Raw genomic sequence first — 24,586 nt, forward strand, 5'->3', positions numbered from 1 at the left:
GGCATTGCTCCATCTTGTCCGCTGGCGGGGCTTGTCCGCTCATGGGGCCGCGCCCGGTCTGCGAAACATCCAGAGATAGCATGGCAGTCCGTACATCACGCCCAGGTCGCAGCCGACCTCCTCCATGCCGATTCGCGACATCATGTCCCGAACGGTCCGCCTGCCCCGACAATAGCGCAGACTGCCGCCGGTGGTAATCATCACTCCGTCCGGCGCGGGAAAATCGGAAAAGGCGAACAGGCCGCCGGGGCGCAGGCACTGGAACACCGCCCGCCCCAGCGGCGCCAGGTCCCGGAAGTAATTGGCGGCGCCGCAGCAGACGACCAGATCGGCCACCCGTCCTTCCAGTTCCGCGACCACGTCGCCGACGGTCAGGGAATCGTACAGGTCGCGCCGACGCGCCCGTTCCAGCATGGATGCCGACAGGTCGATTCCGGCAAGGGTGCGGGCCAGCGGTCTCAGGTGGGGGGCGGCGAGTCCGGTGCCGCAGCAGGCGTCGACGATGTCCAGGTTTCCGTCCGGTTCCAGCCGGGGCGACAGGAACGCCAGGAACCTGTCGACGGCCATGTCGTGCAGGAAGACCTCGTCGTAGGTGTCCAGTCCGTCGCGGTATTTCTCCTCGATGGCGTGGCGCTCGATCCGCGCGGGAAGCTCCGGCCCCAGGCAGTGGGAGAACAGGCGGACGGCGCTGTCGCCGCGCCCGAGCCTGACCGACAGGGCCGCGAAATTGCCGAAAAAATCGTATGCCTGGGGATCATCCCGGAAGGCGTCGGTCAGGATCACCTCGGCGATGTCGGGATTGCCGAACCGGCAGCCGGCGATCCAGCGCCCGGCCAGGGCTTCGACATGTGCCTCGGGCGCGGCGACCATGATGCGCAGGACCAGGGTCTGAAGGCCGAGGTCGAGAAGCGCCGGTGAATCCGGCTCGCCTCCGAACGCCTTGATGCAGGCCTCGAAGGCATCCACATATCGTCCGTCGAGGCACATCCCGGCTGCGGTGGCGAAGTCCGGGCGGATGTCCTGGCTTTCTTCCATCATCCCCTCGATCGAGCGGCACGGCCGGCTGTGGGCGAGTGTATTGAAACGCCGGGACGGAGCATACCCCTATCCCGGCACCTCACCATGGACCAGTTTTTGAATTCGCGTGTGATTCAAGGAGTCCGCCCTTGAATGAGCGGAGGCGTTGGAATGGGGGGAATCGAGCGTCTGGGCATGCGGTGTCAATGGATCAAACGCTTGCTGGCCAACGATCTGGTGGACAGCGACGAGGTCATGGCCCCTTACGGGCGCGAGGTTCTGGAGTGCGTGGCTGCCAGTGGGCGGGCGGGCGTTGCCGCTGGCGTGGCGGGTCTGTCCGCACCCTTGCGCGACATATTCGACGAGATGCGGCCCGCACCGGCAAGACCCTTGGACAATGACGCTCCGCCGCCGCAGTCGAACTGGTAGGAAATCAGCTTCTGCATCTCGCCTCCACCGCAGGAACTGGGGTTTTTGCTTTTTTGAGCAGGGTTAGTACGTCTGTGCCACCAGTAGGTTCTCTAGTACGCACCTAACGCGCCAGAGTTGTTACTTATGAAATAGTTATACGGCATATGATGTTATTTATTAAAAGTTTTACGGAGCATTCAATAATAGATTATATCGAATTTAGGGAAAGTGTTGTTGTTTAAGCCGCTCATGTGTGGTTTTATAACACTAAGGGCGTTTAAAATTAGTATGTATTGACCGTTTTTGTCGTCACCGCATTGGCATGCCGATCGGCAGTTGTGGGGCCATGCTGGGGCGGGATGGTCGTGGAATTTGCTGCTCGTATATGCGGAGTGCAGGTTCCAGGTGGTCACCGTCGGGAAGCCGAGCAAGTTCGCCGGGCGGTTCCAAATAATCACTGACAGAGGATGGGTGGAATGAGAAAATTGATCGCTTCTTTTATGGTATTTACAACTGTTGGCTGCGCATCGCAGCCCGATAAGATCGCAACCTCATATATTTCGCCAGTACAATATCAAAGCCATTCCTGCAGCGAGATTTCCGGCGAAATGCAGCGAGTGACTCGTCGAGCTAACGAATTGCACGGAAGCCTAGAGAAGTTGGCTGACAACGATGCTGCCCAGATGGGGGTTGGTTTGGCCCTGTTCTGGCCTGCCCTTTTCTTCCTCGAAGGTGGTGATGGCGCAGAAGCGGCTGAATATGGCCGACTGAAGGGGGAGCGCGACGCGCTTGAACAGGCGGGTATTCAAAAAGCCTGCAATTTATCTCCAGTCGAAAGGCCCCAACCGGTGCAGCCAACCGAAGTCCAGAAGTCGGTGATCTGAAATGGGTGGCGCTATGAAATGGGTTATCCTTCTGGCTGCTTTCACGGTGTCCGCCTGCTCCACGACAATTTCTCAGCGCATGGCCTTGCCTTCGGAGCACCGCGCCTCGTTGGCGGTCGCGAAGATCGAAGCCACGGCCAATGTCATCGGCGTGATGACTGATATTTCTGTGAAGTTGGAGAAAGCCGTCGCTGCCGAGCTGGCTAAGAGGCCGCAGGGCAACAAACTGATTTCGCTGAAGCTGGATATCCGTGATATGCGTGTCGCCAGCACCGCGTCGCGGTTTTTCGCCGGCGCGTTCGCTGGTGGTAATCGCATGCTGGTTTCCGTCAAGGTCTTCGATGTGGCTAGTAATGCCTTAGTTGCGGACTATGACGTACGTCGTGAGTCCAATCCCGGTGGTTATGGCGCATTCTATGACCAAGAGGAGGCGACGATCCGTGAAGCCGCTGAAGGTATAGTTAAGACGCTTTACGGAGAAACCTGAGGGTATCAGATTTATACGGAGGCGGGGTGTGGGATGACGTTAATTCCACACCCTTTTGCTTTCTGTCCTGGCGAAGCCCCGCCGGCAACCACGGTGAATGCCTCCGCGCCGGCCGCCGTGTCCATCTCCGTGGCGCCCTCCCCTGCGCCGGTTCGGAAAGCCATCGATTGATTCGCGGTTCCGTCGCCCTGTCGCGCGCTCCTTTACCCGACCGCTCTCGCGGCGGCGCCCTCGGAGTTGTCGCACTGCGAGATATCTGTTAGCTTGCGCCACAACGATTCCGGCCGAATTCGGCGCGGATTTCTGTTCCATCGACGGGATGAACTCTTTGACAACGCCTCCTGCGTCGCCACAATTCGATATTACCCCGGTCACCATCGAAGACGAGATGAAGCGCTCCTATCTCGATTACGCCATGAGCGTGATCGTGAGCCGGGCGCTTCCCGACGTGCGCGACGGTCTGAAGCCGGTGCATCGCCGCATCCTCTTCGCCATGAAGGAGGCCGGATACGACTACAACAAGCCGTTCCGCAAGTCGGCCCGCATCGTCGGCGACGTCATGGGTAAGTATCACCCGCACGGCGATTCCTCGATCTACGACGCCATGGTGCGCATGGCGCAGAACTTCTCCATGCGGCTGATGCTGATCGACGGCCAGGGCAATTTCGGGTCCATGGACGGCGACCCGCCGGCGGCCATGCGCTATACCGAGGCCCGGCTGGCGCGCTCGGGCCACGCCCTGATCGAGGACATCGACAAGGACACCGTCGATTTCCAGGCCAATTACGACGAATCGACGCACGAGCCGGTGGTGCTGCCGGCCCGCTTTCCCAATCTGCTGGTCAACGGCGCCGGCGGCATCGCCGTCGGCATGGCCACCAACATCCCGCCCCACAATCTGGGCGAGGTGATCGACGCCTGCTGCGCCTATATCGACGATCCCGAGGTGACGCCCGAGCGGCTGATGGAGTTGGTCCCCGGGCCGGACTTCCCCACCGGCGGCACCATTCTCGGCCGCTCCGGCATCCGTGCCGCCCAACTGACCGGGCGCGGTTCGGTGGTGATGCGCGCCCGCGTCCATATCGAGGACATCCGCAAGGACCGCGAGGCCATCGTCGTCACCGAGATGCCCTATCAGGTCAACAAGGCCCGCATGCTGGAACAGCTGGCCGAACTGGTGCGCGACAAGAAGATCGAGGGCATTTCCGACCTGCGCGACGAATCCGACCGCGACGGCGTCCGGGTGGTGATCGAGATCAAGCGGGACGCCATCGCCGACGTGGTGCTGGCCCAGCTCTACAAGTTCACCCCGCTTCAGACCAGCTTCGGCGTCAACTGCCTGGCGCTGAACGGCGGCCGGCCAATGATGATGACCTTGAAGGACATCGTCAGGGCCTTCATCAATTTCCGGGAAGAGGTCATCACCCGGCGCACCATCTTCGAACTGGGCAAGGCCCGCGACCGCGCCCACGTCCTGGCCGGGCTCGCCATCGCGGTGGCCAATATCGATCAGGTCATCGCCCTGATCCGCTCGGCCCCCGATCCCGCCACCGCCCGCGAGCAGCTGATGGCCCGCGCCTGGCCGGTGGGCGACGTGGCGCCGCTGATCCAGCTGATCGACGAACCGGGGCGCGGCATCGCCGACGGCGCCTACAGGCTGTCGGAGATTCAGGCCAAGGCCATCCTGGATCTGCGCCTGCACCGCCTGACCGGGCTGGAGCGCGACAAGATCGGCGATGAACTGCGCGAGATCGGCCGCCAGATTCAGGAATACCTGGAAATCCTGTCGTCGCGGCCGCGTCTGTTCGAGGTGATGCGGGCCGAACTGCTGGAAATCCGCGAGCAGTTCGCCACGGCCCGGCGCACCACCATCGAGGAGAACGAGTTCGAGGCCGACATCGAGGATCTCATCGCCCGCGAGGACATGGTGGTGACGGTGACCAACACCGGCTACATCAAGCGGGTGCCGCTGTCGGCCTATCGCGCCCAGAAGCGCGGCGGCAAGGGCCGTTCCGGCATGAACATCAAGGACGAGGACTTCCTCAGCCAGGTGTTCGTCGTCAACACCCACACGCCGGTGCTGTTCTTCTCGTCGTCGGGCATCGCCTACAAGCTGAAGGTCTACCGCCTGCCGCTGGGCAATCCCCAGGCGCGCGGCAAGGCCATGGTCAACCTGCTGCCGCTGGACGAGGGCGAGACCATCTCCACCATCATGCCGCTGCCCGAGGATGAATCCACCTGGGGCGACCTGCATGTGGTGTTCACCACCTCGAACGGCGACGTCAGGCGCAACCTGCTGTCCGACTTCACCGAGGTCCGGGCCAACGGCAAGATCGCCATGAAGCTGTCGGACGGCGAACGGCTGATCGCGGTGCAGACCTGTTCCGAGACCGACGACATGCTGCTGGCGACCCGCATGGGCAAGGCCATCCGCTTTCCGGTTCCCGAGGTTCGGGTCTTCAAGGGCCGCGATTCCACCGGCGTTCGCGGCATCCGGCTGGAGGACGGGGACGAGGTCATCTCCATGTCCATCCTCCGCCATGTGGATTTCGAGTCCGAGACCCGCGATTCCTACCTGCGCGGCGACCTGCCGGCCGACCAGTCCGAGAAGATGGCGGCGCAAGAGCAATATATCCTGACGGTCACCGAGAACGGCTTCGGCAAGCGCACCTCGGCCTACGAGTACCGCATCACCGGCCGTGGCGGCCAGGGCATCGCCAATATCGACATGACCGACAAGACCGGTCCGGTGGTGGCCTCGTTCCCCGTCAATCATGAGGACGACATCATGCTGGTCAGCGACGGCGGCAAGCTGATCCGCATGCCGGTCGACGACATCCGCATCGTCGGCCGCCGCACCCAGGGCGTCACCCTGCTGCGCACCGCCGAGGGCGAGCGGGTGGTGTCGGCGGCCAGGCTGTGCGACATCGCCGGCGGAAACGACGACGGCGAGGATGCCGGCGGGGACCTGGACGGTGACGAGGCCGTGGCGGGAGGCGAGGATGACTAGACGTGTCGGATTGTATCCCGGAACCTTCGATCCCATCACCAATGGCCATCTCGACATCGTCGCCCGCGCCGCCCGGCAGGTGGACCACCTGATCGTCGCCGTGGCGGTCAATGCCGGCAAGGGGCCGCTGTTCAACCTGGACGAGCGGGTAGCCATGGCCGAGGCCGAGATGGCGGATCTCATCGCCACCCAGGGCGTCAGCATCGAGGTCCGCCCCTTCGAGACCCTGCTGGTCAATTTCAGCAAGTCCTGCGGCGCCAATCTGATCGTGCGCGGCCTGCGCGCCGTGTCGGATTTCGAGTACGAATTCCAGATGGCCGGCATGAACGCCCGCATCAGCCCCGAGATCGAGACCATGTTCCTGATGGCCTCCGAACGCTGCCAGTTCATCTCGTCGCGCTTCGTCAAGGAGATCGGGCGGCTGGGCGGCGACATCTCCCAGTTCGTCAGCTCGCGGGTGAAGGCGAGACTGGACGAGAAATTCAGCCAGTTGGCATAGCCAGTCGGCAGAGACAGTCATCGGTCCGGGCGGAAATGGTTCCGGCGGGCCGGCCCAAGGACGAGGAGGACCGCGTGGACGCCGAGAATACTCTTTACCTGGACCTGAAGGATGGCCGCGTGGTCATCGAACTGCGCCCCGATCTGGCCCCCAACCATGTCGCCCGCATCAAGGAACTGGCGCGGGAGGGCTTTTACGACGGCCTCAAGTTCCATCGGGTGATCGACGGCTTCATGGCCCAGACCGGCTGTCCCAAGGGCACCGGAACCGGCGGTTCCGGTCAGAACCTCAAGGCCGAGTTCTCCAAGGAGAAGCATGTGCGCGGCACCTGCTCCATGGCGCGGGCCGCCAGCCCGGACAGCGCCGATTCCCAGTTCTTCATCGTGTTCGAGCCCGCCTCGCACCTGGACGGCAAGTATACCGTCTGGGGGCAGGTCACCGAGGGCATGGACCATGTGGACGCCATCAAGCGGGGCAGCGCCCGGGCCAATGGCAGCGTCGATTCTCCCGATTCCATCATCCGCCTGCGTGTCGCGGCGGATTGCCAGGACTGACGACACCATGATGACCACCTTCGCCAAGCGCATCGCCCTTGCCGCCCTGGCCCTCGTCCTGGCGGCCTTCCAGCCCGCCGCCGCCGCCAGCCCCGACGATACCCTGGTGCTGGAACTGGCCACCGGCCAGGTGACCATCGAGCTGCGCCCGGACTTGGCCCCCAATCACGTCGCCCGCATCAAGGAACTGGTGCGCAAGGGCTTTTACAACGGCACCCCGTTCCATCGCGTCATCGCCGGCTTCATGGCCCAGGGCGGCGACCCCACCGGCACCGGCACCGGCGGATCGGGCGTCAAGCTGCGCGCCGAGTTCAGCGGCGAGCCGTTCACGCGCGGCGTCATGGGCATGGCCCGTTCCGCCAGCCCGGACAGCGCCGATTCCCAGTTCTACATCATGCTGGGCTCGGCCCCCCACCTGGACGGCAAGTATACCGTGGTCGGCCGGGTGATCGAGGGCATGGACAGCGTCGACCGCATCAAGAAGGGCAATCCCGCCGAGGGCGGCGTCGTTTCCAAGCCCGATATCTTGCTGCGGGCGCAGATCATGTCGGATATCCGGAAGTAAGGCGCATTCGGTCAGGCCGCCCGCCATGCGCCGTTTCGGCATCGGGCAATCGCCATCGCGGCTGGAGGACCGGCGCTTTCTCGTCGGCGGCGGCCGCTACACCGACGATATCGACCTGGACGGTCAGGCATGCGGCTGGGTGGTGCGCAGCCTGCTGCCCCACGCCGACATCGTCGTCCATGCCGATTCCGCCCGCGCCATGCCGGGAGTCCTGCTGGTTCTGACCGCCGAAGACATGGCGCGTGACGGCATCGGCCCCATGCCGTGCGGCTTCATGCCCCAGGGGCAGCCGCCGCCCCGCCTGCGGCCGGTCCTGGCCGGCCCCCGGGTCCGCTATGCCGGCGAGGCGGTCGCCTTCGTGGTGGCGGAAACGGCGCTTCAGGCCCGCGATGCCGCCGAGGCGGTGACGGTGGATTACAGTGAATTGCCTGCGGCGGCCGGCACCATTGCCGCCGCCACCGAGACGGCTCTGGTCTGGGAAATGGGCGATCGGGCGGCGGTCGATGCCGCCTGTGCGGGCGCGGCGCGGGTGGTGGAGCTTGAGCTGGTCAACAACCGCCTCGCCCCCACCGCCATGGAACCGCGCGCCTGCCTGGCGCGGCCGCTGGCCGGCGGCAGGCTGGAAATGATCGCCGGCAGTCAGGGGGTGCATTCGGTCAGGGACGGGTTGGCCGGCATTCTGGGCGTCGCGCCCGAGACGCTGGATGTGATCACCCCCGATGTCGGCGGCGGTTTCGGCCTCAAGATCGGCCCGTTTCCCGAGCAGGTCATGGCCCTCGCGGCGGCGCGGCGCCTGGGCCGTCCGGTCAAGTGGGTCGCGGACCGCACCGAAAGCTTCCTGTCCGACACCCACGGGCGCGGCCATGCCAGTACCGCCCGGCTGGCGCTGGACAGGGACGGCCGCTTCCTGGGGCTCTGCGTCGAGACCACCGCCGACCTGGGGGCCTATGTGTCGCTTTACGGCGCCTTCGTTCCCACCCTGGCCGGCACCGGCATGCTGACCGGGGTCTACGACATTCCCGCCTTTCACGCCCGCGTGCGCGGCGTTTACACCAACACCTCTCCGGTGGACGCCTATCGCGGCGCCGGCCGGCCCGAGGCCGCCTACCTGATCGAGCGGCTGGTGGACGTGGCCGCCCGCGAAACCGGGCTATCACCGGTGGAGATCAGAGAGCGCAACTTTATTCGGCCCGAGGCGTTTCCCTATGCCACCCAGGGGCGTCACACCTATGATTCGGGCGAGTTCGCCCGGGTGATGGAAGCGGCGCTGGCCCGCGCCGACTGGGCCGGATTCGAGGCCCGCCGCGCCGAGGCCCGGACAAGGGGAAGGCTGCGCGGCATCGGGCTGGCCTATTACATCGAGGTGTGCGGCGGCACCGGCGGCGAGGCCGCCGACCTGACGCTGCATCCCGATGGCACCGCCGAACTGCTGGTCGGCACCCAGTCCAACGGCCAGGGGCACGAGACCGCCTTTCCCCAGATGATCGCCGCCGAACTGGGACTGGCCCCGGAGGAAATCCGCTTCGTCCAGGGCGATTCCCGGCGCATCGCCACGGGGGGCGGTACCGGTGGGTCGCGGTCGCTGTCGCAGCAGGGCGGCGCCATCGTCCGGGCGGTCGAGGAACTGGTGGACCGGCTAAGGCCCCTGGCGGCAGGCCTGATGCAGGCGGAACCGTCCGAGACCACCTTCGCCGCCGGCCGCTTTGCCGCCGGGTCGCGTTCGGTCGCCTTCGCCGAGGTGCTGCGCGAGCACGGCCGTCCCATCACCGCGGTCTCGCGCTTCAAGCCCGAGGCCTCGACCTTTCCCAATGGCTGTCATGTCTGCGAGGTCGAGGTCGATCCCCAGACCGGCGAGCCCGAGATCAAGCGCTATACCATCGTCGACGATGTCGGCGTGGTGCTCAATCCGCTGCTGCTGAAGGGGCAGATCATCGGCGGCGCCGTCCAGGGCATCGGCCAGGCGCTGCTGGAACATGCCCGCTTCGATCCCGGCAGCGCCCAGCCGCTGACGTCGAGCCTGATCGATTATGCCGTGCCGAGGGCGGAACACATCCCCCATATCGACTTCTCCACCATCGAGATTCCTTGCCGCACCCATCCGCTCGGCATCAAAGGGGCCGGCGAGGCCGGCACCATCGGCGCCGCCCCGGCGGTGATCAACGCCCTGTGCGACGCGCTGGACATCCGTCACATCGACATGCCGGCGACGCCGCTGGCGATCTGGCAAACCCTGAGAAAGACACCCGCATGACCCTGCCCGCCGACCCGTCCACGCTGCTGGCCCCCCTGGAGGACCTGGCGCGCCGGGCCGGCGCCGCCATCCTGGAGGTCTATCACTCGGACTTCGCGGTCGAGACCAAGGGCGATTCCTCGCCGGTGACAGCGGCCGACCAGCGGGCCGAGGCCATCATCCTGCCCGGCCTGGCGGAGCTGACCCCCGGCATTCCGGTGGTGGCCGAGGAGGAAGCGGCGGCGGGACGGATTCCCGAGGTCGGTGATGGTCCGTTCTGGCTGGTGGACCCGCTGGACGGAACCAAGGAGTTCGTCAAGCGCAATGGCGAGTTCACCGTCAATATCGGCCTGATCCGGGACGGTGTGCCGGTCCTGGGGGTGGTGCTGGCGCCGGCCCAGGGCGTGTTGTGGTCGGGAGCCGCCGGGCGAGGGGCCTTCCGGGTGGACCCGGACGGACACCGCGCCGCCATCGCCTGCCGGCCGCTGCCCGCCGTCGGTGCGGTGGTGCTGACCAGCCGTTCGCACCGCGAACCGGCGGCGCTGGAAGCCTGGATGGCCCGGTTTCCCGGCGCCAGCCTCGATTTCGCCGGCTCGTCGCTGAAATTCTGCAAGGTGGCGGAGGGATCGGCCGACCTGTATCCCCGTTTCGGTCCGACCTCGGAATGGGACACCGCCGCCGCCTCGGCGGTGCTGCTGGCCGCCGGCGGTAGCGTCACCACTTTCGACGGTCTGCCGCTGGCCTATGCCAAGCCCAATTTCCGCAATCCTGATTTCATCGCCCGGGGCAAGTCTTGAATTTCCTTGCTTTTTTGGCGATTTTCCCTTACTATTCCAAGGTGGCTGTCCCCTCGGCCACTTGACGGTCACCGCGATGCACGAACGGTGACTGTGGGGGTGTCGGCAAGCCGATGACGGTTGCGGTGGCGTTTCCGCCGCAGGCAGGCGCCCCGGAACCAAGCGTAAGTAAAGGCCGCCGGACCCAATGCCGGCGGCCTTCTCGTTGGTGGGGGGCTTGGCTTACGGCTTGGGCGTCTTGCGGCCGATCAGGGCGCGGGCGGCCTTGGTCTGCCAGCCGAATCGCACCGAGACGAAGCGGATCAGCAAGATCGTGGCGATTCCGGCCAGGGCCGCCGGCTGTGCCGGAATTGCCAATCCCAGCACCAGTAGGGCGAAGACCGCGCTGCCGGCCAGGGCGGCGGCGGCATAGAACTCGCCGGGGCGGAACACCAGCGGTTCCTCGCGGGTGATGAGGTCGCGGATCACGCCGCCGCCGACCGCGTTGATGACGCCGATCAGCAGGGCGGACCCCCACGACAGTCCGGCCATCAGCGCCTTTTGCGTGCCGACCATGGCGTAGAGGCCCAGTCCCAGCGCGTCCACCGACAAGAAGATCAGGGTGAAGCGGTTCAAGATGTCGCCGAACACCAGGCTGACCACCACGGCGGCGAAGACGGCGATCAGGTAATGGGACGCCATCACCGCCGGAACCTGTTGCAGGAACAGGCCGTCGCGCAGCAGGCCGCCTCCCAGTCCGGTGATCAGGGCCAGGAAGAAGACGCCGACGAAATCGTATTCCTTGCGCATGGCGGTCAGGCCGCCGGTGATGGCGAAGAAGAAGGTGGCGCCCACGTCGAAGGCCAGGGGAAGGGTGAACTGGTCGGTCATCGGACACCTTCCCGTTGGTTGGGGGACGTTAACAATGGTCCTTGATGTTGAGGAAATGCAGCAACAGGTTTCGTTGCCGCAGCGAGGCGAGATAGCGCGCCCGGATCTGGGTGCAGCGCCGGCGGTCGAATTCTCCCAGCAGCAACGTCACCAGGTCGTACGAGCCGTAGACCACGTCCAGCACCGCCGCGGCCTTGAGCAGGGCGTCGTCGCCATAGGCATCCAGCCGGGTGAAGTCGCGAACGAAAATGGCGTCGGCCCACAGCAGCTGGCTCATGGGCAGAAACGGATTGGGCGGCTGGAACGGCCGGAACGGACGGCCGGCGCAATCGATCATCTTGTGCAGCACGAATCCCTGATCGCGCAGGAACACCTGGATGTCGCCGAACAGCGGCTGATCCCGGTAAAGCGGCATGAACTCGACTTCGCACTCGATCACCACGGTATCGGCCAGCTTGCCGGTGCCATGCCGCATGACCTCCAGCTCCGATCCCTGGACATCCAGCTTGATGTAATCCACTTCCAGGTCGTCGATATCGTCCAGGCGGGTGGTTTGCACCTCCTCGGACCGGACCACGCGGAAATTATCCTCGGCCAGGGTGGCGCCGATGGTGGAAAACAGGTCGATCACCTCGGGGTTGGGGAGCAGCAGTGAGCTGCACCCCGGATACCGGGTGACGTTGAACGTTGCCGGTTCGCCATTGCCCAGGAATACCGGCAGATAGCGATAGGGACCGGGACGGCCTTGCAGGCGCGCGAATTCCTCGGGATTGGGTTCGAAGCCGGTAACCGTCGCCAGGCCGCTTCCCAGCAATTTGTCGTAGCGTTCCTGGCCTTCGCTCATGGCGCCGACGTCAACGATGCTGATCTGGGGAATTGGATTGTCGATGATGTCTTGAAAACTGGGTGACTTGGCCATGCCGACTCCTGGTCAATTCCGGCGGCCGAACCGCGTCAGACTCATCCCATACTATCCGGAGCGGATCAAGTCGGGCCAGACTGGCGACGGGCTTGTTTCTCCTGGATACTTTCACCGACGGCGAATGCCGGGGGAAGCGATTGTGGTATGCGGACGGCCATCGGCATCATGTCACTGGCAGGCGGCCAGTGTGCGGACGACCGCGACGCCCAGGGCGTGGTCGCCGGTTCCGCCGGCCGCCACTGCCGCCGCGAACAGGCGGACGGCGCGGGTCAGCGGCAATTCCGGCTCCACGGCCAGGGGCTCGCCGGGGCCGGCGGGCCACGCGAAGCCGTTGGTGGGCGGGTGGCGGGTCAGCTTGTCGGCGGCGGTGTCGTCCAGCAGCAAGATGCCGCGTTCGCCATGCGCGGCGAAGCGGCGCACCCGGTGCTCCATCAGATTGCCGCAGCGGATGCGGGCCTCGATTCCATCGGCGAAGGTCAGGGTCAGCGCCACCAGGGCCCCCTCGCCACCGTCCATGTCGCGCCGCTCCTCGGTGCGGGCCGAGCAGGATCGCGGCGGCCGCCCCATCAGGTCCAGCGCCATGGCGACGTCGTGGGCGCCCCAGTCCCACAGCACCGGGGGCTCGCGGCGGAAGGGGCCGTGATTGCCGGCCTCGCCGCGAATGGCGCGCAGCGGCCCCAGCGAGGGTAGGGCGGCTTTCAGCACCGCCCAGGCCGGCTGGAACAATTGGGTATGCTCGACCCAGACCAGCACCCCGGCGGCTTCGGCGGCGCGCGCCACCGCCTCGGCCTCGGCCAGGTCCAGGGTCAGCGGCTTTTCCACCAGAACCGGCTTGCCGGCCCTGATCGCGGCCAGGGCGATCCCGGCATGGGTGGCGGGAGGGGTGGCGACGATGACCGCGTCCACGTCGTCGGCGGCGACGACAGTCCGCCAATCGGGCTCGACGATGCAGCCCGGTGGTGCCAGGGACAGCGTCCCGGCGTTGCCGCTGGCGATGCGGACGAGGCGCAGGCCCGGCAGGCCGGCGATGGTGCGGATGTAATTGCGGCCCCAGCGCCCGGCTCCGATCAGGGCGAGGCGCACCATGCTATTGCTCGCCGGTATAGACGCCGTCGGCCCAGCCGAGGAAGCGCCGGAGGCCTTCGTCCAGGTCCACCGAGGGCTCGAACTTCAGTTGCAGCCGCGCCTTCCTGATGTCGGGACAGCGGCGGTTGGGTTCGTCGGCGGGGTAGGAATCAGGATATTCGATGATGTTGTAGGTCACCGGATTGCCCGACACCGTCTGGATGCGCTGGACCAGATCCACCATGGAAATCTCGGGCTTGGGATTGCCGATGTTGTAGGCCTCGCCGGGCACGCCCCTCAGGATCACCAGCAGGAAGCCCACCATGGCGTCGGTGATGTAGCAGAAGGTCCGGGTCTGGTTGCCCGAGCCGTAGACGTTGAGCGGCAATCCCGCCTTGATGCGGTTGGCGAAATTGGGCAGCACCCGGTAATCGGTCTCCTGCATGCCGGGGCCGAACACGTTGAACGGGCGGATGGTGTTGGTGCTGGTGCCGTGCTCGCCGTGGAAGATGTAGCACAGGGTCTCGCCTACCCGCTTGGACTCGTCATAGCAGGCGCGCGGCCCCTGGCACGAGACGTGGCCGCGATAGCTTTCCGGGGTGGGGACGTGCTTGGGATCGGGATCGCCGTAGATCTCGGACGACGAGAAGAAGGTGAAGCGGGCCTTGTGGCTGGTCGCCAGTTCCAGCATCCGCCGGGTGCCGGTGATGGCCACCTCCAGCGTTTCCAGCGGATAGGCGCGGTAGTAGAACGGGCTGGCGATGCCGGCGGCGTGGATGACGTAGTCGAGCCGGCCCTTCCACTTCAGTGGCTGGATGACGTCGTGCTGGATGAACTGGGTGTGGGGATATTCGGCGATCTGGGCGCCTTCCTTGCCGGCGGTGATCAGGTTGTCCGCCGCCACCAGCGTCACCGGCTTTTTCAGCACATGGGCGTTGAGATGGGCGAACACCTCCATGAAATAGCGGCCGAGAAAGCCCCGCCCGCCGGTCAGCAGCACGGTCTTGCCGGCGAAGTCGTGGGCGGCATCGCCCAGGCGGTCGCAGATCTCGGCGATGTCGGATGTCAGGAGGAACTCGGTCATCACACGACCTCGACCTTGGGAATGGGAATGATGAAGCGGCCGCCGGCGGCGGCGAAGGCGGCGTTCTTGTCGATGATCGGACGGGCGAAGTTCCAGGCCAGGATCACCAGATAGTCCGGTTTCCTCTCGGCCAGGGCGGCCGAGGACAGCACCGGCACATGCATGCCCGGCGTGAACAGCCCCTGCTTCAGCGGGCTGTCGTCGACGATGAAGTCGACCAGTTCGGGGCCGATGCCGAAATGATACATCAAGGTGGTGGCCTTGGCCGGGGCGCCGAAGCCGGCGATGCGCTTGCCCTCGGCCTTGAGGCGCTTCAGCAGGCCGGACAGTTCGGCGCCCAGGGCGTCGATGTCGCGGGCGAAGGCGCGGAAGGTCCCGGCCTTGTCCAGGCCGAGCCGCTCTTCCTCGGCCAGGGCTGTTGCCACCGAATCTCCGACCTTGCGGGGGCCGCCCTTCAACTGGGCGATGCCGCGCAAGCTGCCGCCGTGGGAGTCCACCCGGATGGCCTCGATCAGCTCCATGCCGTGGGCCTTGAAGAAGCCCACCAGCGGCTTGACCGAGTGATAGTCCAGATGCTCGTGATAGATGGTGTCGAACAGGGTGTCCCTGACCACGTCGGCCAGATAGGACACCTCGAAGACGAACACGCCGTCCGGGCTCAGCAGGCCGCGCACGCCTTCGGCCACGCCGCCCAGGTCGTCGATATGGGCGAAGACGTTGTTGGCGGTGACGATGGCGGCCTTGCCCCGGCCGGCGACGATTTCCACCGCCAGATCGGGACCGAAGAAGCCGCACAGGGTCTCGATGCCGCGCCGGGTGGCGTCGGCGGCGATCTCACGCGCCGGATCGATGCCCAGCACCCGCATGCCGGCCTTGGCGAAGAACGACAGCAAGGTGCCGTCATTGGAGCCGATGTCCAGCACCAGCCCGCCTGCGGGCGGCCGGAAGCGTTCCATCACGAAGGCGGCGTAGCTTTCGAAATGGCGCACGAACACCGGCGAGGTGCCCGAGACGTAGACGTAATGCTCGAACAGCACGCGGGCGTCGACCACGTCCAGCAACTGGACGTGGGCGCAATCCTCGCAGAAGAACACGTCCAGCGGAAACCGCTCCTGCGGCCGGTCCAGCGCCGAGGCCGGGACGAAGGCATTGGCCGGCGGCGTCGGCGCCAGGGCCAGCACCAGGGGCAGGCGGCGGCTGCCGCACAGCCGGCAGGTGTCGCGGCGGTGGTGGTCGGAGCTCATTTATCGTCCGGTTTCCACGAGGTCAGGCCCTCGGCGGCCAGCAGGTCGATGCGGACCACGTCGGCCTCGTAGGAGTCCTGGTCGCGGGAATTGCGCGACAGGGTCAGGAAGGTGGTGTCCTCGGGAAACACCATGCCGTGATCGACCATGGGCGGCGTGAACACCATCTCGCCCGCCTTGACCAGCAGCTGGGTCGGTGGCTCGGTCGAGCCGGTGGGGCGGTGCCAGTACTCGATGGAGCCCGAGACCACGTAGCAGTAATGCCAGTCGGTCTTGTGATAGTGGTTGGCGCGCAAGGAACCTTTCTTCGATTCGATCAGCACCGCGCTTTTCATCAGCCGGTCCACCAGCGGCTGGATGGTGCCCCGCGCATCGGTGAAGGCCTTCTCCAGCTTGACCACCTTGTCGAAAGGCGGCCAGCTCGCCTGTTCCTCGGGGGTGACGGGATCGATATGGGCGGTCATGGGAGGTCTCCAGGGATTGGTTCAGGCGAGGCCGCGCCGCGTCCGGGCGGCGTTGCCCTCGGCGATGGCGTCGCACCAGGAGCGGTTGTTCAGGTACCAGCCGATGGTGGAGGCCAGGCCGTCGGCCAGGGTCCAGGTCGGCGCCCAGCCCAGTTCGGTCTTCAGCTTGGTGATGTCGGTGGCGTAGCGCCGGTCATGGCCGGGGCGGTCCTTGACATGGGTGATCAGCGATTTGTGCGGCGCCCAAGCGACATCGGGTCGCAGCGCGTCGAAGGCGGAGCACAGCGTCAGCACCAGATCCATGTTGGTGGATTCGGCCTCGCCGCCGATGCAATAGGTCTCGCCGATGCGGCCACGGGCGGCGATCAGCCGCAGCGCCCGGGCGTGATCCTCCACATGCAGCCAGTCCCTGATCTGGCCGCCGTCGCCATAGATGGGAATCGGCTTGCCCTCGGCCATGTTGAGGATAGTCAGCGGGATCAGCTTTTCCGGATATTGCCGGGGGCCGTAATTGTTCGAGCAATTGGTGATGACGGCCGGCAGGCCGTGGGTCTTGACCCAGGCCCGCACCAGCAGGTCGGCCGAGGCCTTGCTGGCGGCATAGGGCGAATTGGGCTGGTAGGGCGAGGTCTCGCGGAACATGTCGTCGGGGGCCAGCGAGCCGTAGACCTCGTCGGTGGAGACGTGGACGAAGCGGAAGCCGTCCCTGGCGGCGCCCTCCAGGCTCCGCCAATGGGTCAGTGCAACTTCCAGCAGCACGAAGGTGCCGACGATGTTGGTGGTGATGAATTCGCCGGCGCTGTCGATGGAGCGGTCCACATGGGACTCGGCCGCCAGATGGAACACCACGTCCGGCTTGAACTGGGTGAACAGGCGTTCCATGGCGGCGCGATCCGCGATGTCTTCCCGCTCGAAGCCGTGGCGGGGCTGGCCCAGCACGCCGTCCAGATTTTCCATCCGCCCGGCATAGGTCAGCTTGTCGACCGTCATCACCTGCCAGTCGGTTTCCGCCATCAGCTGGCGGACCAGGGCCGAGCCGATGAAGCCGGCCCCCCCCGTCACCAGTGCCCGCATCACGCCGCCCCGCCGTTCATGTTGCGCAGCCGGGCGATGGTCTCGGCCAGCCCGGTCTGGAGGCTGCCCTTGAACTGGAAGCCGGCCGCCAGCATGCGGGTGTTGTCCACCTCGTAGGACAGTTGGTTCATGATGCGCTCGTCCACGAAGGTGACCTCGGTCGAGGGCACGCGGGCGCGGATGGCCTCGACCACGTCGCGGACGGTGTGGTTGGAGGTGACCACGTTGTAGACGCGGGCATCGAACATCTTCTTCTCGACGGCGAAGGCGATGGCCTCGACCGCGTCGGACAGGTCGAGATAGGGCCGCATCTGGTCATAGGCGGTGCGCCACACCGTCAGCTTCTGGCCTAGCACCGCCTGCCAGCAGAATTTGTTGACGGCGGTGTGGAAGCGCATGCCGGGCGAGACGCCGAAGATGGTGCCGTAGCGGAAGATGGTGGCCTTCAGCCCCCGGCCGGCGGCCAGTTCGGCCACCAGGGCTTCCTCGCGCAGCTTGGTCTCGGCATAGGGGCTTTGCGGCGCGAGGTCGGAGGCCTCGCAATCCTCGTCCACCCGACTTTTCTGGGTGCCGTAGACGCTGGTGGACGACGCGGTGATCAGCGGCGCCCCCACCGCGACGCAGGCCAGGGCCACCCGCTCGGTGATGCCGTAATTCTCGCGCTCCACCTTCTCGCGGTTGGCGAAGCTGCCAGCGGCGTCGGTGATGGCCGCCAGATTGACCACCGCGTCGGCGCCCTCGAACAGCGGCTCCAGCGCCACGGTGGTGGCGTCGGCCTCGACGAAGCGGTAGCGGCCCTCGTCCGGCAGGTCGAACAGCGACGGATAGCGCTGGGTCGCCATGTTGTCGATGATGACGATCTCGGCGCCCTTGAAGCGCTGCGGCAGATATCTGATCAGACGCGAGCCGATATGGCCCAGCCCCCCGGTGACGACGAAACGCATGCTCTCACCCCTCCCCCTTGGCGCGGTAAGTCAGGAAATCCTGATAGACTCTAAGGTAGTCCGCCGGGTCGTAGGGCTGGTCGCACAAGACCATCAGCGTCGATGAATCGGCATAGTCCTGGCTGGCCCAGATACCGGCGGGCACGAACAGGCCGCGGCCGGGCGTGTCCAGCAGCACATGCGAGCGATGGCTGCCGTCGTCGCAGACGACCTCGATGCGGCCGGTCAGGCAGACCAGGAACTGGTTGCACAGAATGTGGGCGTGCTCGCCCCGATGGGCGGCCTTGTCCACATGGACCGAGAACACCCGCCGGATGGTCATGCTGACGCGGGAATCTTCCAGCGCCACCAGCCACTCGCTGCCGTCGGACACCATGGGCAGGTCGATCTGGCGCAGATCGGCAAGCCGGGGCAAGGACGCGGGTCTAACCAAGCTCATGATGCATGTTTCCTGCCGGTGGCGGATCGCCGACCTGTTTACCCTGGATTATCTACCCTGTCACGGGGTCTGGCGTTGTGTTCCGCCGCCGTCGCCAACCAGGGCGTAAGGGGCCCAGAACAGCGGATGGGCGTAGGAATATCGGGTTTTTCCGGTCCTGGGGTCGACCGCTCCCGGTCCGTCGATCAGCGACAGCATGGTCTGGCGCAGGGCTTCGGCCCGCGACAGCCCCCTGATTTCGCCCACCCGCTTGAACAGGCCGGAGGTGATCGCCGCCGCCGAGGTCGTCTCCACCGCCCAGTGGGTCACCAGCACCGCGCGGGTGCCGGCATAGAAGAACGCCCGTCCCAGACCGGAAATGGCCTCGCCGTCGGCGACGTCGCCCGACGCGGTGTTGCAGGCCGACAGCACCACCCAATCCGCATCCAGCTTCAGGCTGAGAACGTTGTCCATGGTCAGCAGGCCGGTGCCGGAGATTCCGGTGACGTTGGGCGGCGACAGGGCCAGCGCCGGTTGGGTCAATCCGTCGATGTCGCCGGGAATCAGTCCGTGGGTGGCGAACATCACCACCTTGCGGTCGGACAACGTCATGGACAGGATCGTTTTCTCGTTGACCCGGGCGCCCACAAGAACGTCGACGGCGGGGTCGGCGTTGAGCGCCCTGGCGACGTTGATTACCTCGTCGGCGGTTTCCGGCAGGCGCGGCAGCCTTTGCAATCCGGCGCTGTCCATGCCGCGAGTCGTCGGTACGGCGCGAAGATCGAGTGAAATTCCCGTCGCCGGCCGGTCCGGCGGACGCGGGGCGCCGCGCGAGGCGAGGCCGAGACCGCGCGCGGCCAGTTCGGACGCGCCGCGCCGCGCCTGATCGGGATTGAACCACGGGTCGGCGAATCCGATGAACGGCTTGCGCGCGTCGGACCCCGGCGCCATCTGTCGCAATCCGACCAGAGAGGCCACCGACGGCAATTGAGTGACCGCCATCCGGCGGATCAGCCAGGGAACCGGACGATAGCCGGACAGGAAGGCCTGTCCGTCCACCTCCGGAATCCGCTGGTGGGGTTCGGTGACCAGGATGGCGAAGGGCAGTTGTCCCAGCGCCTTGTCGGCGACCACCAGCAGGCTGTCGGCGCCGTTCCAGCCGGCCTTCACCGGTTCCAGGAACGCCAGATAGGCGCGATGGGCCTCGGCGATGTCGTAGTCCGGAAGATCGCTCAGATCGGAGAAGTCGGCTTCCATGGGGGCGCGCAGGTTGGCGACCAGCTTGCGGACCTCGTCGCGTCCCATGGGCACCACCGAGAAGGCGGCGCGTCCTCCGTGCGGCACCGCCCAGACATAGCTGCGTCTGGCGCCGACCAGGATTGAGATCAGGGACTCGCCTTTTCGCAGCACGGCTTGCGCCTGATCGAGACCGGGCGGTGGCGGGTCGCGCAGCCGGGCATAGGCGGGAAAGCGCCGTTCGATCTCGGTTCGCAGGGCGATGCGCGATGCCTTCAGCCTGGACACCTGCTGACGCAACGCCTCCACCACCTTGTCGTCGCGCTGGTCGGGGGACAATCCCAGCAGATCGGCCAGCATGCTCTGTTGCGCGACGAACTGCTGGTCGGCGTCCTGCTCGCGCCGGACCAGGTCGCTCAGGTCCGGGTCGTTGGTGGCCGAACGGGCCGCCGATGCCGCCAGGGATTTCTGGACGACCTGGCTGCGGACCGAATCGGCGGCGCGGAAGGCTTCCGCCACCGCGGCCGGCTCGGCCCTTCCGGCGGTGAGGTGGCCGATATAGGATTCCAGGATCAGGCGGCGACGGTTCTCGTGGGCGACGCTGGCCTCGCCGGAATCCTCGGCCTGGGAGCGGTTGGTCCGGGACAGCAGCACCGGAACCGCCTGCCGGAACGAATCGGCGGGCGAGATTCCGACCTCGGTCTGGACCACCGCCAGCATGCCGCGTGCTTCGGCGGTGTCGGGATGGTCGGGGCCGAAGGTGGCGGCGCGGCGTTCCGCCATGCGTTCCAGCAGGGGGTGGGCCTTCGCCATCCGGCCGGCGGCGATCAGGGCGTCGGCGAAATACATGTTGCGGTTCAGGAAGCGCCAGGCCATGAGCTGGTCATTGCCGATGTCGGCGGCCAGGGACTGAAAGGTTTCCAGCGCCTCGGCGGGGCGGTCGGCCAGCATCAGCACCATGCCGAGATTACTTCTGGCTCCGGCCAGCGACCACGAGTTGGGGCCGTGACCGGTGCGGCGGTAGATCTCGATGGTGGCCTCGGCCAGTTTTTCCGCGTCCTTCCACCGGCCCTGCTGCGCCACCACCTCGGTCAGGGTCATGAGCATCTCGGCGGTTTCGGGAGAGAAGCGCCCGGTTTCGCGCAACTGGTCCAGCAGGCCCCGCCGGGCCTCGACCTCGGCCTCGACCACCCGGCCCTGGCGCGAGAGAAGCCTGGCCAGATGCTTCTGGGCCTGATTGCGGAACGGACGGAACCCCTGGCGGGCGGGGGCGCCGCCATCGAGGATCCGGTTCCAGCCCATGATCTCGCGGCGGCGCAGTTCCTCCGCCTCGGCCAGCTTCCCGGTCTGCTCGTGGAAGACCGACTGCGCCGCCAGATACTGGTTTTCCCAGATGTCGCCGTTCTCGGCGTAGGCGGCCCCGCGTCCCCAGTTCCGCGATTGCTCCAGCAGATCCTTCATGCGGTCGAGATAGGCGTGGGCTTCCCCCAGTTCGCCCTGGTTGGCCAGGGCGGCGATCAGGCTCGAATAGATGCCGAACAGGCGGCCTTGCGGCGCTCCGGCCTGCTCGTGAACCTTCTGCTGTTCCTTGCGGATGCGGGTCGCCTCGTCCTGGTTGCCGGCCTTGAAATGGGCATAGGAGAGCTGTTGCAGCAATTGCGAGATGTCGCTGCGGCCGGCGGGGCGCGCGCGGGTGATCTCCAGCGCCTTCGTCAGGTCGTCGATCTGTTGCCCGGTGCGGCCGAGGGCCGCCGCCGCCATGGCGCGAGCCTGATAAAAGGCGGCCAGTTCCCTGGGGGGGAGGGTGGCCGGGGGCAGGGCGTCGGCCTTGGCCCGTTCCCGGGCGATGCGCTCCCCGTCGGGCTTTTCCTGGTCGAGCAGGGCAAGGATGTCGTTGGCCGAACGCGGCGGCGCCACGAAGCCCTGGGCGCTGAAGCCGGCGGTGATCTTGCGGGCCTCGTCCAGCGATACCACCGGGCGGGTATCGGCCTGACAGGCGGTCAGGCCGGCCAGGACCGCCAGCGGGAACAGGAAAGCGGCGGGAAAACGCGATCTCGCCATGGTGGCCTCACGATTTCGGGGATGGGCGGCCGTGGGGCCTGTCACCTCGCCTTCCATCCTTACCACAAAAGGCCCTTTCCTGGCGACCGTGGCGAACGGCGCGCCCCACATGCCGTCCTGGTCACGGTAGGGGAGAGAGGTCGAGGCGGACGGTCTCGCCGGTCCCCAGGGCGGCCCTGGACAACAGCAGGCTGACCGCCGCCATGGCGGATTCGACCCCCTGGCGGATCTGGGCCTCGCCGGCCTGATTGCGGTGCGCCACCGCCTCGGGAAGCAGTTGTTTCTGCAAGACGGCGGCGAAGCCGGCGAAGGCCCGGGCGGTCAGTTCCAGCCGGTCGGCCGCCACGATCATCGGCGTGGCGGCTTCGGCATGGCCGGCGGCCTCGCGCAGGATGCCCGCCAGGGTGGCGGCGCGTGGATCGGCGGCCTGGGATTGCTCAAGCTTGCCGGCGACGAAGCGCAGCATGGGGGCGTGAAGGGCAAGATCGGACACCGGCGGCAACTCCCCTGGATCACTTGGCGCTGTTGTCGCTTTCGAAGCCGCCGCCGTCAAGCTATGGTGCGGCCGGCGCGACGGAGGGACGATGGTCAGGCTGGCGGTGATGAGCGACCTGCATGTGGAGAAGGGGGACTGGACTCCGCCCGCCTTCTCCTGCGACCTGCTGGTCCTGGCCGGCGATGTCGGCTGGGGGCTCGACGGCCTGGCCTGGGTCGCCCGCCACCTCGCCGGCCGTCCCATGGTGATGGTGGCTGGCAATCGCGAGTACTGGCATCATGCCGACGGGGCCTCGCCCATCGCCGAACTGCGCCGGGCGGCGGCCGGAATCGCCGGGTTGCGCTTTCTTCAGGACGAGGCGGCGGTGCTGGACCTGGGGGGGCGCCGCCTGCGCCTGCTGGGCGCCACCTTGTGGACCGATTACAGCCTCGACGGCGACGTGGCGGCCACCATGGCGTCGGCCGGCCAGACCATGCCCGATTACCGCCACGGCGCCGCCGGCAACGGTGAACGCCTGAATCCGGCGGCGGTTCTGACGGCCAACCGGGCCTCCCGCGATTTTCTTGCCGCCGAACTGGCGAAGCCGCTGGATATCCCCACCGTCGTGGTCACCCATCACCTGCCGTCCGAGCGCGGCTTGCCCCGCCGCCGGCCCGGGCATGTTCCCCAGGCCGCCTCGGTGACGCCGTTGGACGATTTGTTGATCGAGGCCGGTCCCGACCTGTGGATACACGGCCACAGCCACGCCGATTGCGATTATCGCATCGGCCGGACCCGGGTGGTCAGCCGCCAGCGCGGCACGCCCGAGAACAGCGATTTCGAGCCTCTGCTGCTGGACATATGACGCGGCGCGGATGTGATCGCCGCCACTGTCGCTGAACCGCCGGGTGGTTTATCGTCGGCGGGTGGTTCAATCAGGAAAGGTGCGTCCATGAGGAAAATTCTGCTGGCCATGGTTTCCGTGGCGCCGCTGCTGGGCGGTCCCGCCCTGGCCGCCGATGGTCCCGACCTGGGGACGGTTCTGAAGGATGCGGCCGGGCAGGCCGCCAAGGACACCATCGACAAGACGGTCAAGCCGTCCGACCGTGACCGGGATTATCGGGACCGCGACAGGGACCGCAAGGACGGGGATCGCAAGGACAGGGACCGCAAGGACAAGGATCGCAAGGACGGGGATCGCAAGGACAAGGATCGGGGCTATCGCGATCGCGGCGACGCCCCCGGAAAGTCCTACGAACATCGCCGGGATGGCCGCGGCCTTGAAGACAATCCGGGGCGGGGCCGCGGCAAGGACCGCGATTGACGCCGGACATCGGCCGACCGCTATTTCATGACGCGGCCGAGGAATTCGAACATCCGTTCCTCGGCATCCCGCGTTGCTTCCTCGTTGTAGCGATAGTCGACCCGGTTGCCGCGCACGTCGGTCCTGGAATGTCCGTCCAATTGCCGGCAATCCCAGCAATGGGTGGCGTCGGGATAGAGGTGCAGTTCCACCGGCGCGCCGGCTGACCTGAGCGGTTCCAGCCGCGCCAGGCAGTCGGCGGGCGGGGTTTCGGTGTCCAGTTCCCCCATCAGCACCAGCAGCGGCCGGTCGATGTCGTCGCGGGCGGTCTCGTAAGCCGGTGATCTGGGTGGGCGAAGGGTGAAGCAGCCGGGATACATGGACACCACCGCCCGGAAGCGCCGGCCGTCGCCCAGGACCTCGCTCCATCCCTTGCTGCTGGCCAGCAGCCCCACCATGGCGCCCCAGGAATAGCCGGCCAGCGCCACCCGGTCGCGGTCGACGTAGTCCAGGCGGCGCAGATGATCCGCCGCCTGGAAGGCGTCCTTGACGCCACGGGCGAAGACCAGTCCGTTCCTGGGGCCATAGCACACCGTGTCGATGTCGCGCGGCCCCATGGCGTCGATCAGCAGGGCGACATAGCCCCTGGCCACGGCCTTTCTCGCCCAGTCGATCATGGAGGCGTTGGGGCGTTTGCCGTTCTGGCCGAGGCCGGCGCATTGGTGGAACAGCACCAGCGCCGGAAACGGGCCGGGGCCGTCGGGCTTGAAGATGCCCATGCCGGGCCGGGTCGTCTCCGACAGCGGCGACGGCGCGGCCGGAAACATCAGGTCGGGGGCCTGCATGGCCGAGCGCCTGAGGGCGTCGGCGTCAACCGCCTCGGCCGCCAGGCCGGCGGAACTCCAGGCGAGGATGGCGAGAATGGCGATCAGTAGGCTCCGGTCGGTCATCCTCGCGCCTCTTCGAATTCCA

Annotated in this window: 24 protein-coding genes; 11 read left to right on the top strand and 13 right to left on the bottom strand. The window is 66.5% G+C overall.

Features of this window, described 5'->3' with window-relative positions; genetic code table 11:
* Positions 1 to 39 precede the first annotated feature (39 nt).
* On the bottom strand, positions 40 to 1,038 hold the full coding sequence (locus tag MTBSS4_RS07165; protein WP_173982720.1) for a class I SAM-dependent methyltransferase: 999 nt from the start codon (positions 1,036 to 1,038) through the stop codon (positions 40 to 42).
* Between the two features lie 150 nt (positions 1,039 to 1,188).
* Here MTBSS4_RS07165 and MTBSS4_RS07170 point away from each other — a divergent pair, with 150 nt between their 5' ends.
* From MTBSS4_RS07170 to cysQ, 9 genes are all read left to right on the top strand, one after another.
* Complete coding sequence (locus tag MTBSS4_RS07170) at positions 1,189 to 1,446, top strand: hypothetical protein (RefSeq protein WP_173982721.1); 258 nt, start codon at positions 1,189 to 1,191, stop codon at positions 1,444 to 1,446.
* Between the two features lie 458 nt (positions 1,447 to 1,904).
* Complete coding sequence (locus MTBSS4_RS07175) at positions 1,905 to 2,312, top strand: metal ABC transporter ATP-binding protein (RefSeq protein ID WP_173982722.1); 408 nt, start codon at positions 1,905 to 1,907, stop codon at positions 2,310 to 2,312.
* A gap of 13 nt (positions 2,313 to 2,325) precedes the next feature.
* Positions 2,326 to 2,799, top strand: a complete 474-nt coding sequence (locus MTBSS4_RS07180; RefSeq protein WP_173982723.1) for a hypothetical protein — start codon at positions 2,326 to 2,328, stop codon at positions 2,797 to 2,799.
* Positions 2,800 to 3,118: 319 nt separating this feature from the next.
* Entirely contained in the window at positions 3,119 to 5,809 is a 2,691-nt protein-coding gene (gene gyrA, locus MTBSS4_RS07185) for a DNA gyrase subunit A (protein WP_173982724.1), read from the top strand.
* The gene (gene coaD / locus MTBSS4_RS07190; RefSeq protein ID WP_173982725.1) at positions 5,802 to 6,308 is read left to right on the top strand and encodes a pantetheine-phosphate adenylyltransferase; all 507 of its coding nucleotides are present in this window, start codon (positions 5,802 to 5,804) and stop codon (positions 6,306 to 6,308) included. The genes gyrA and coaD overlap by 8 nt, the downstream gene beginning before the upstream one ends.
* Before the next feature lie 74 nt (positions 6,309 to 6,382).
* Positions 6,383 to 6,862 (top strand): peptidylprolyl isomerase, encoded by a 480-nt coding sequence (locus tag MTBSS4_RS07195; RefSeq protein ID WP_173982726.1) that lies wholly within the window; start codon positions 6,383 to 6,385, stop codon positions 6,860 to 6,862.
* 7 nt (positions 6,863 to 6,869) lie between these two features.
* Positions 6,870 to 7,427, top strand: a complete 558-nt coding sequence (locus MTBSS4_RS07200) for a peptidylprolyl isomerase (protein ID WP_254432429.1) — start codon at positions 6,870 to 6,872, stop codon at positions 7,425 to 7,427.
* Between the two features lie 25 nt (positions 7,428 to 7,452).
* On the top strand, positions 7,453 to 9,678 hold the full coding sequence (locus MTBSS4_RS07205) for a xanthine dehydrogenase family protein molybdopterin-binding subunit (protein ID WP_173982727.1): 2,226 nt from the start codon (positions 7,453 to 7,455) through the stop codon (positions 9,676 to 9,678).
* Complete coding sequence (gene cysQ, locus MTBSS4_RS07210) at positions 9,675 to 10,454, top strand: 3'(2'),5'-bisphosphate nucleotidase CysQ (protein ID WP_173982728.1); 780 nt, start codon at positions 9,675 to 9,677, stop codon at positions 10,452 to 10,454. Before MTBSS4_RS07205 ends, cysQ begins: the two co-directional genes overlap by 4 nt.
* 222 nt (positions 10,455 to 10,676) lie before the next feature.
* Here cysQ and MTBSS4_RS07215 read toward each other — a convergent pair whose 3' ends face one another.
* From MTBSS4_RS07215 to MTBSS4_RS07265, 11 genes are all read right to left on the bottom strand, one after another.
* On the bottom strand, positions 10,677 to 11,324 hold the full coding sequence (locus tag MTBSS4_RS07215) for a trimeric intracellular cation channel family protein (protein ID WP_173982729.1): 648 nt from the start codon (positions 11,322 to 11,324) through the stop codon (positions 10,677 to 10,679).
* Positions 11,325 to 11,352: 28 nt separating this feature from the next.
* Positions 11,353 to 12,243: an FkbM family methyltransferase gene (locus MTBSS4_RS07220; protein ID WP_173982730.1), complete on the bottom strand. Its 891-nt coding sequence runs from the start codon at positions 12,241 to 12,243 to the stop codon at positions 11,353 to 11,355.
* 171 nt (positions 12,244 to 12,414) lie between these two features.
* Positions 12,415 to 13,332 carry a Gfo/Idh/MocA family protein gene (locus MTBSS4_RS07225; RefSeq protein ID WP_173982731.1) on the bottom strand — a complete coding sequence of 306 codons (918 nt, stop codon included), beginning with the start codon at positions 13,330 to 13,332 and terminating at the stop codon, positions 12,415 to 12,417.
* Position 13,333: 1 nt separating this feature from the next.
* Positions 13,334 to 14,395, bottom strand: a complete 1,062-nt coding sequence (locus MTBSS4_RS07230; protein ID WP_173982732.1) for an NAD-dependent epimerase/dehydratase family protein — start codon at positions 14,393 to 14,395, stop codon at positions 13,334 to 13,336.
* Positions 14,395 to 15,639, bottom strand: coding sequence for a class I SAM-dependent methyltransferase (locus tag MTBSS4_RS07235; RefSeq protein ID WP_173982733.1), 1,245 nt, complete (start codon positions 15,637 to 15,639; stop codon positions 14,395 to 14,397). The genes MTBSS4_RS07230 and MTBSS4_RS07235 overlap by 1 nt, the downstream gene beginning before the upstream one ends.
* Positions 15,636 to 16,103, bottom strand: a complete 468-nt coding sequence (locus MTBSS4_RS07240; RefSeq protein WP_173982734.1) for a cupin domain-containing protein — start codon at positions 16,101 to 16,103, stop codon at positions 15,636 to 15,638. Before MTBSS4_RS07240 ends, MTBSS4_RS07235 begins: the two co-directional genes overlap by 4 nt.
* A gap of 21 nt (positions 16,104 to 16,124) precedes the next feature.
* Positions 16,125 to 17,177 carry a dTDP-glucose 4,6-dehydratase gene (gene rfbB, locus MTBSS4_RS07245; RefSeq protein WP_173982785.1) on the bottom strand — a complete coding sequence of 351 codons (1,053 nt, stop codon included), beginning with the start codon at positions 17,175 to 17,177 and terminating at the stop codon, positions 16,125 to 16,127.
* Positions 17,177 to 18,121, bottom strand: coding sequence for an NAD(P)-dependent oxidoreductase (locus MTBSS4_RS07250; protein WP_173982735.1), 945 nt, complete (start codon positions 18,119 to 18,121; stop codon positions 17,177 to 17,179). Before MTBSS4_RS07250 ends, rfbB begins: the two co-directional genes overlap by 1 nt.
* 4 nt (positions 18,122 to 18,125) lie before the next feature.
* Positions 18,126 to 18,560 (bottom strand): FdtA/QdtA family cupin domain-containing protein, encoded by a 435-nt coding sequence (locus tag MTBSS4_RS07255; protein WP_173982736.1) that lies wholly within the window; start codon positions 18,558 to 18,560, stop codon positions 18,126 to 18,128.
* Between the two features lie 60 nt (positions 18,561 to 18,620).
* Positions 18,621 to 21,836 carry a CHAT domain-containing tetratricopeptide repeat protein gene (locus MTBSS4_RS07260; protein WP_173982737.1) on the bottom strand — a complete coding sequence of 1,072 codons (3,216 nt, stop codon included), beginning with the start codon at positions 21,834 to 21,836 and terminating at the stop codon, positions 18,621 to 18,623.
* A gap of 121 nt (positions 21,837 to 21,957) precedes the next feature.
* Positions 21,958 to 22,329, bottom strand: coding sequence for a hypothetical protein (locus MTBSS4_RS07265; RefSeq protein ID WP_254432430.1), 372 nt, complete (start codon positions 22,327 to 22,329; stop codon positions 21,958 to 21,960).
* Between the two features lie 91 nt (positions 22,330 to 22,420).
* Here MTBSS4_RS07265 and MTBSS4_RS07270 point away from each other — a divergent pair, with 91 nt between their 5' ends.
* Both MTBSS4_RS07270 and MTBSS4_RS07275 read left to right on the top strand, forming a co-directional pair.
* Positions 22,421 to 23,176 (top strand): metallophosphoesterase, encoded by a 756-nt coding sequence (locus MTBSS4_RS07270; RefSeq protein ID WP_173982738.1) that lies wholly within the window; start codon positions 22,421 to 22,423, stop codon positions 23,174 to 23,176.
* An 87-nt stretch (positions 23,177 to 23,263) separates the two neighbouring features.
* Positions 23,264 to 23,635: a Prostatic spermine-binding protein precursor gene (locus MTBSS4_RS07275; RefSeq protein WP_173982739.1), complete on the top strand. Its 372-nt coding sequence runs from the start codon at positions 23,264 to 23,266 to the stop codon at positions 23,633 to 23,635.
* Positions 23,636 to 23,655: 20 nt separating this feature from the next.
* Here the strand turns inward: MTBSS4_RS07275 and MTBSS4_RS07280 are convergent, their stop codons facing one another.
* Positions 23,656 to 24,564 carry a dienelactone hydrolase family protein gene (locus MTBSS4_RS07280; RefSeq protein WP_173982740.1) on the bottom strand — a complete coding sequence of 303 codons (909 nt, stop codon included), beginning with the start codon at positions 24,562 to 24,564 and terminating at the stop codon, positions 23,656 to 23,658.
* Positions 24,565 to 24,586 lie beyond the last annotated feature (22 nt).

Source organism: Magnetospirillum sp. SS-4 (assembly GCF_902729425.1).
GTDB lineage: Bacteria > Pseudomonadota > Alphaproteobacteria > Rhodospirillales > Magnetospirillaceae > Phaeospirillum.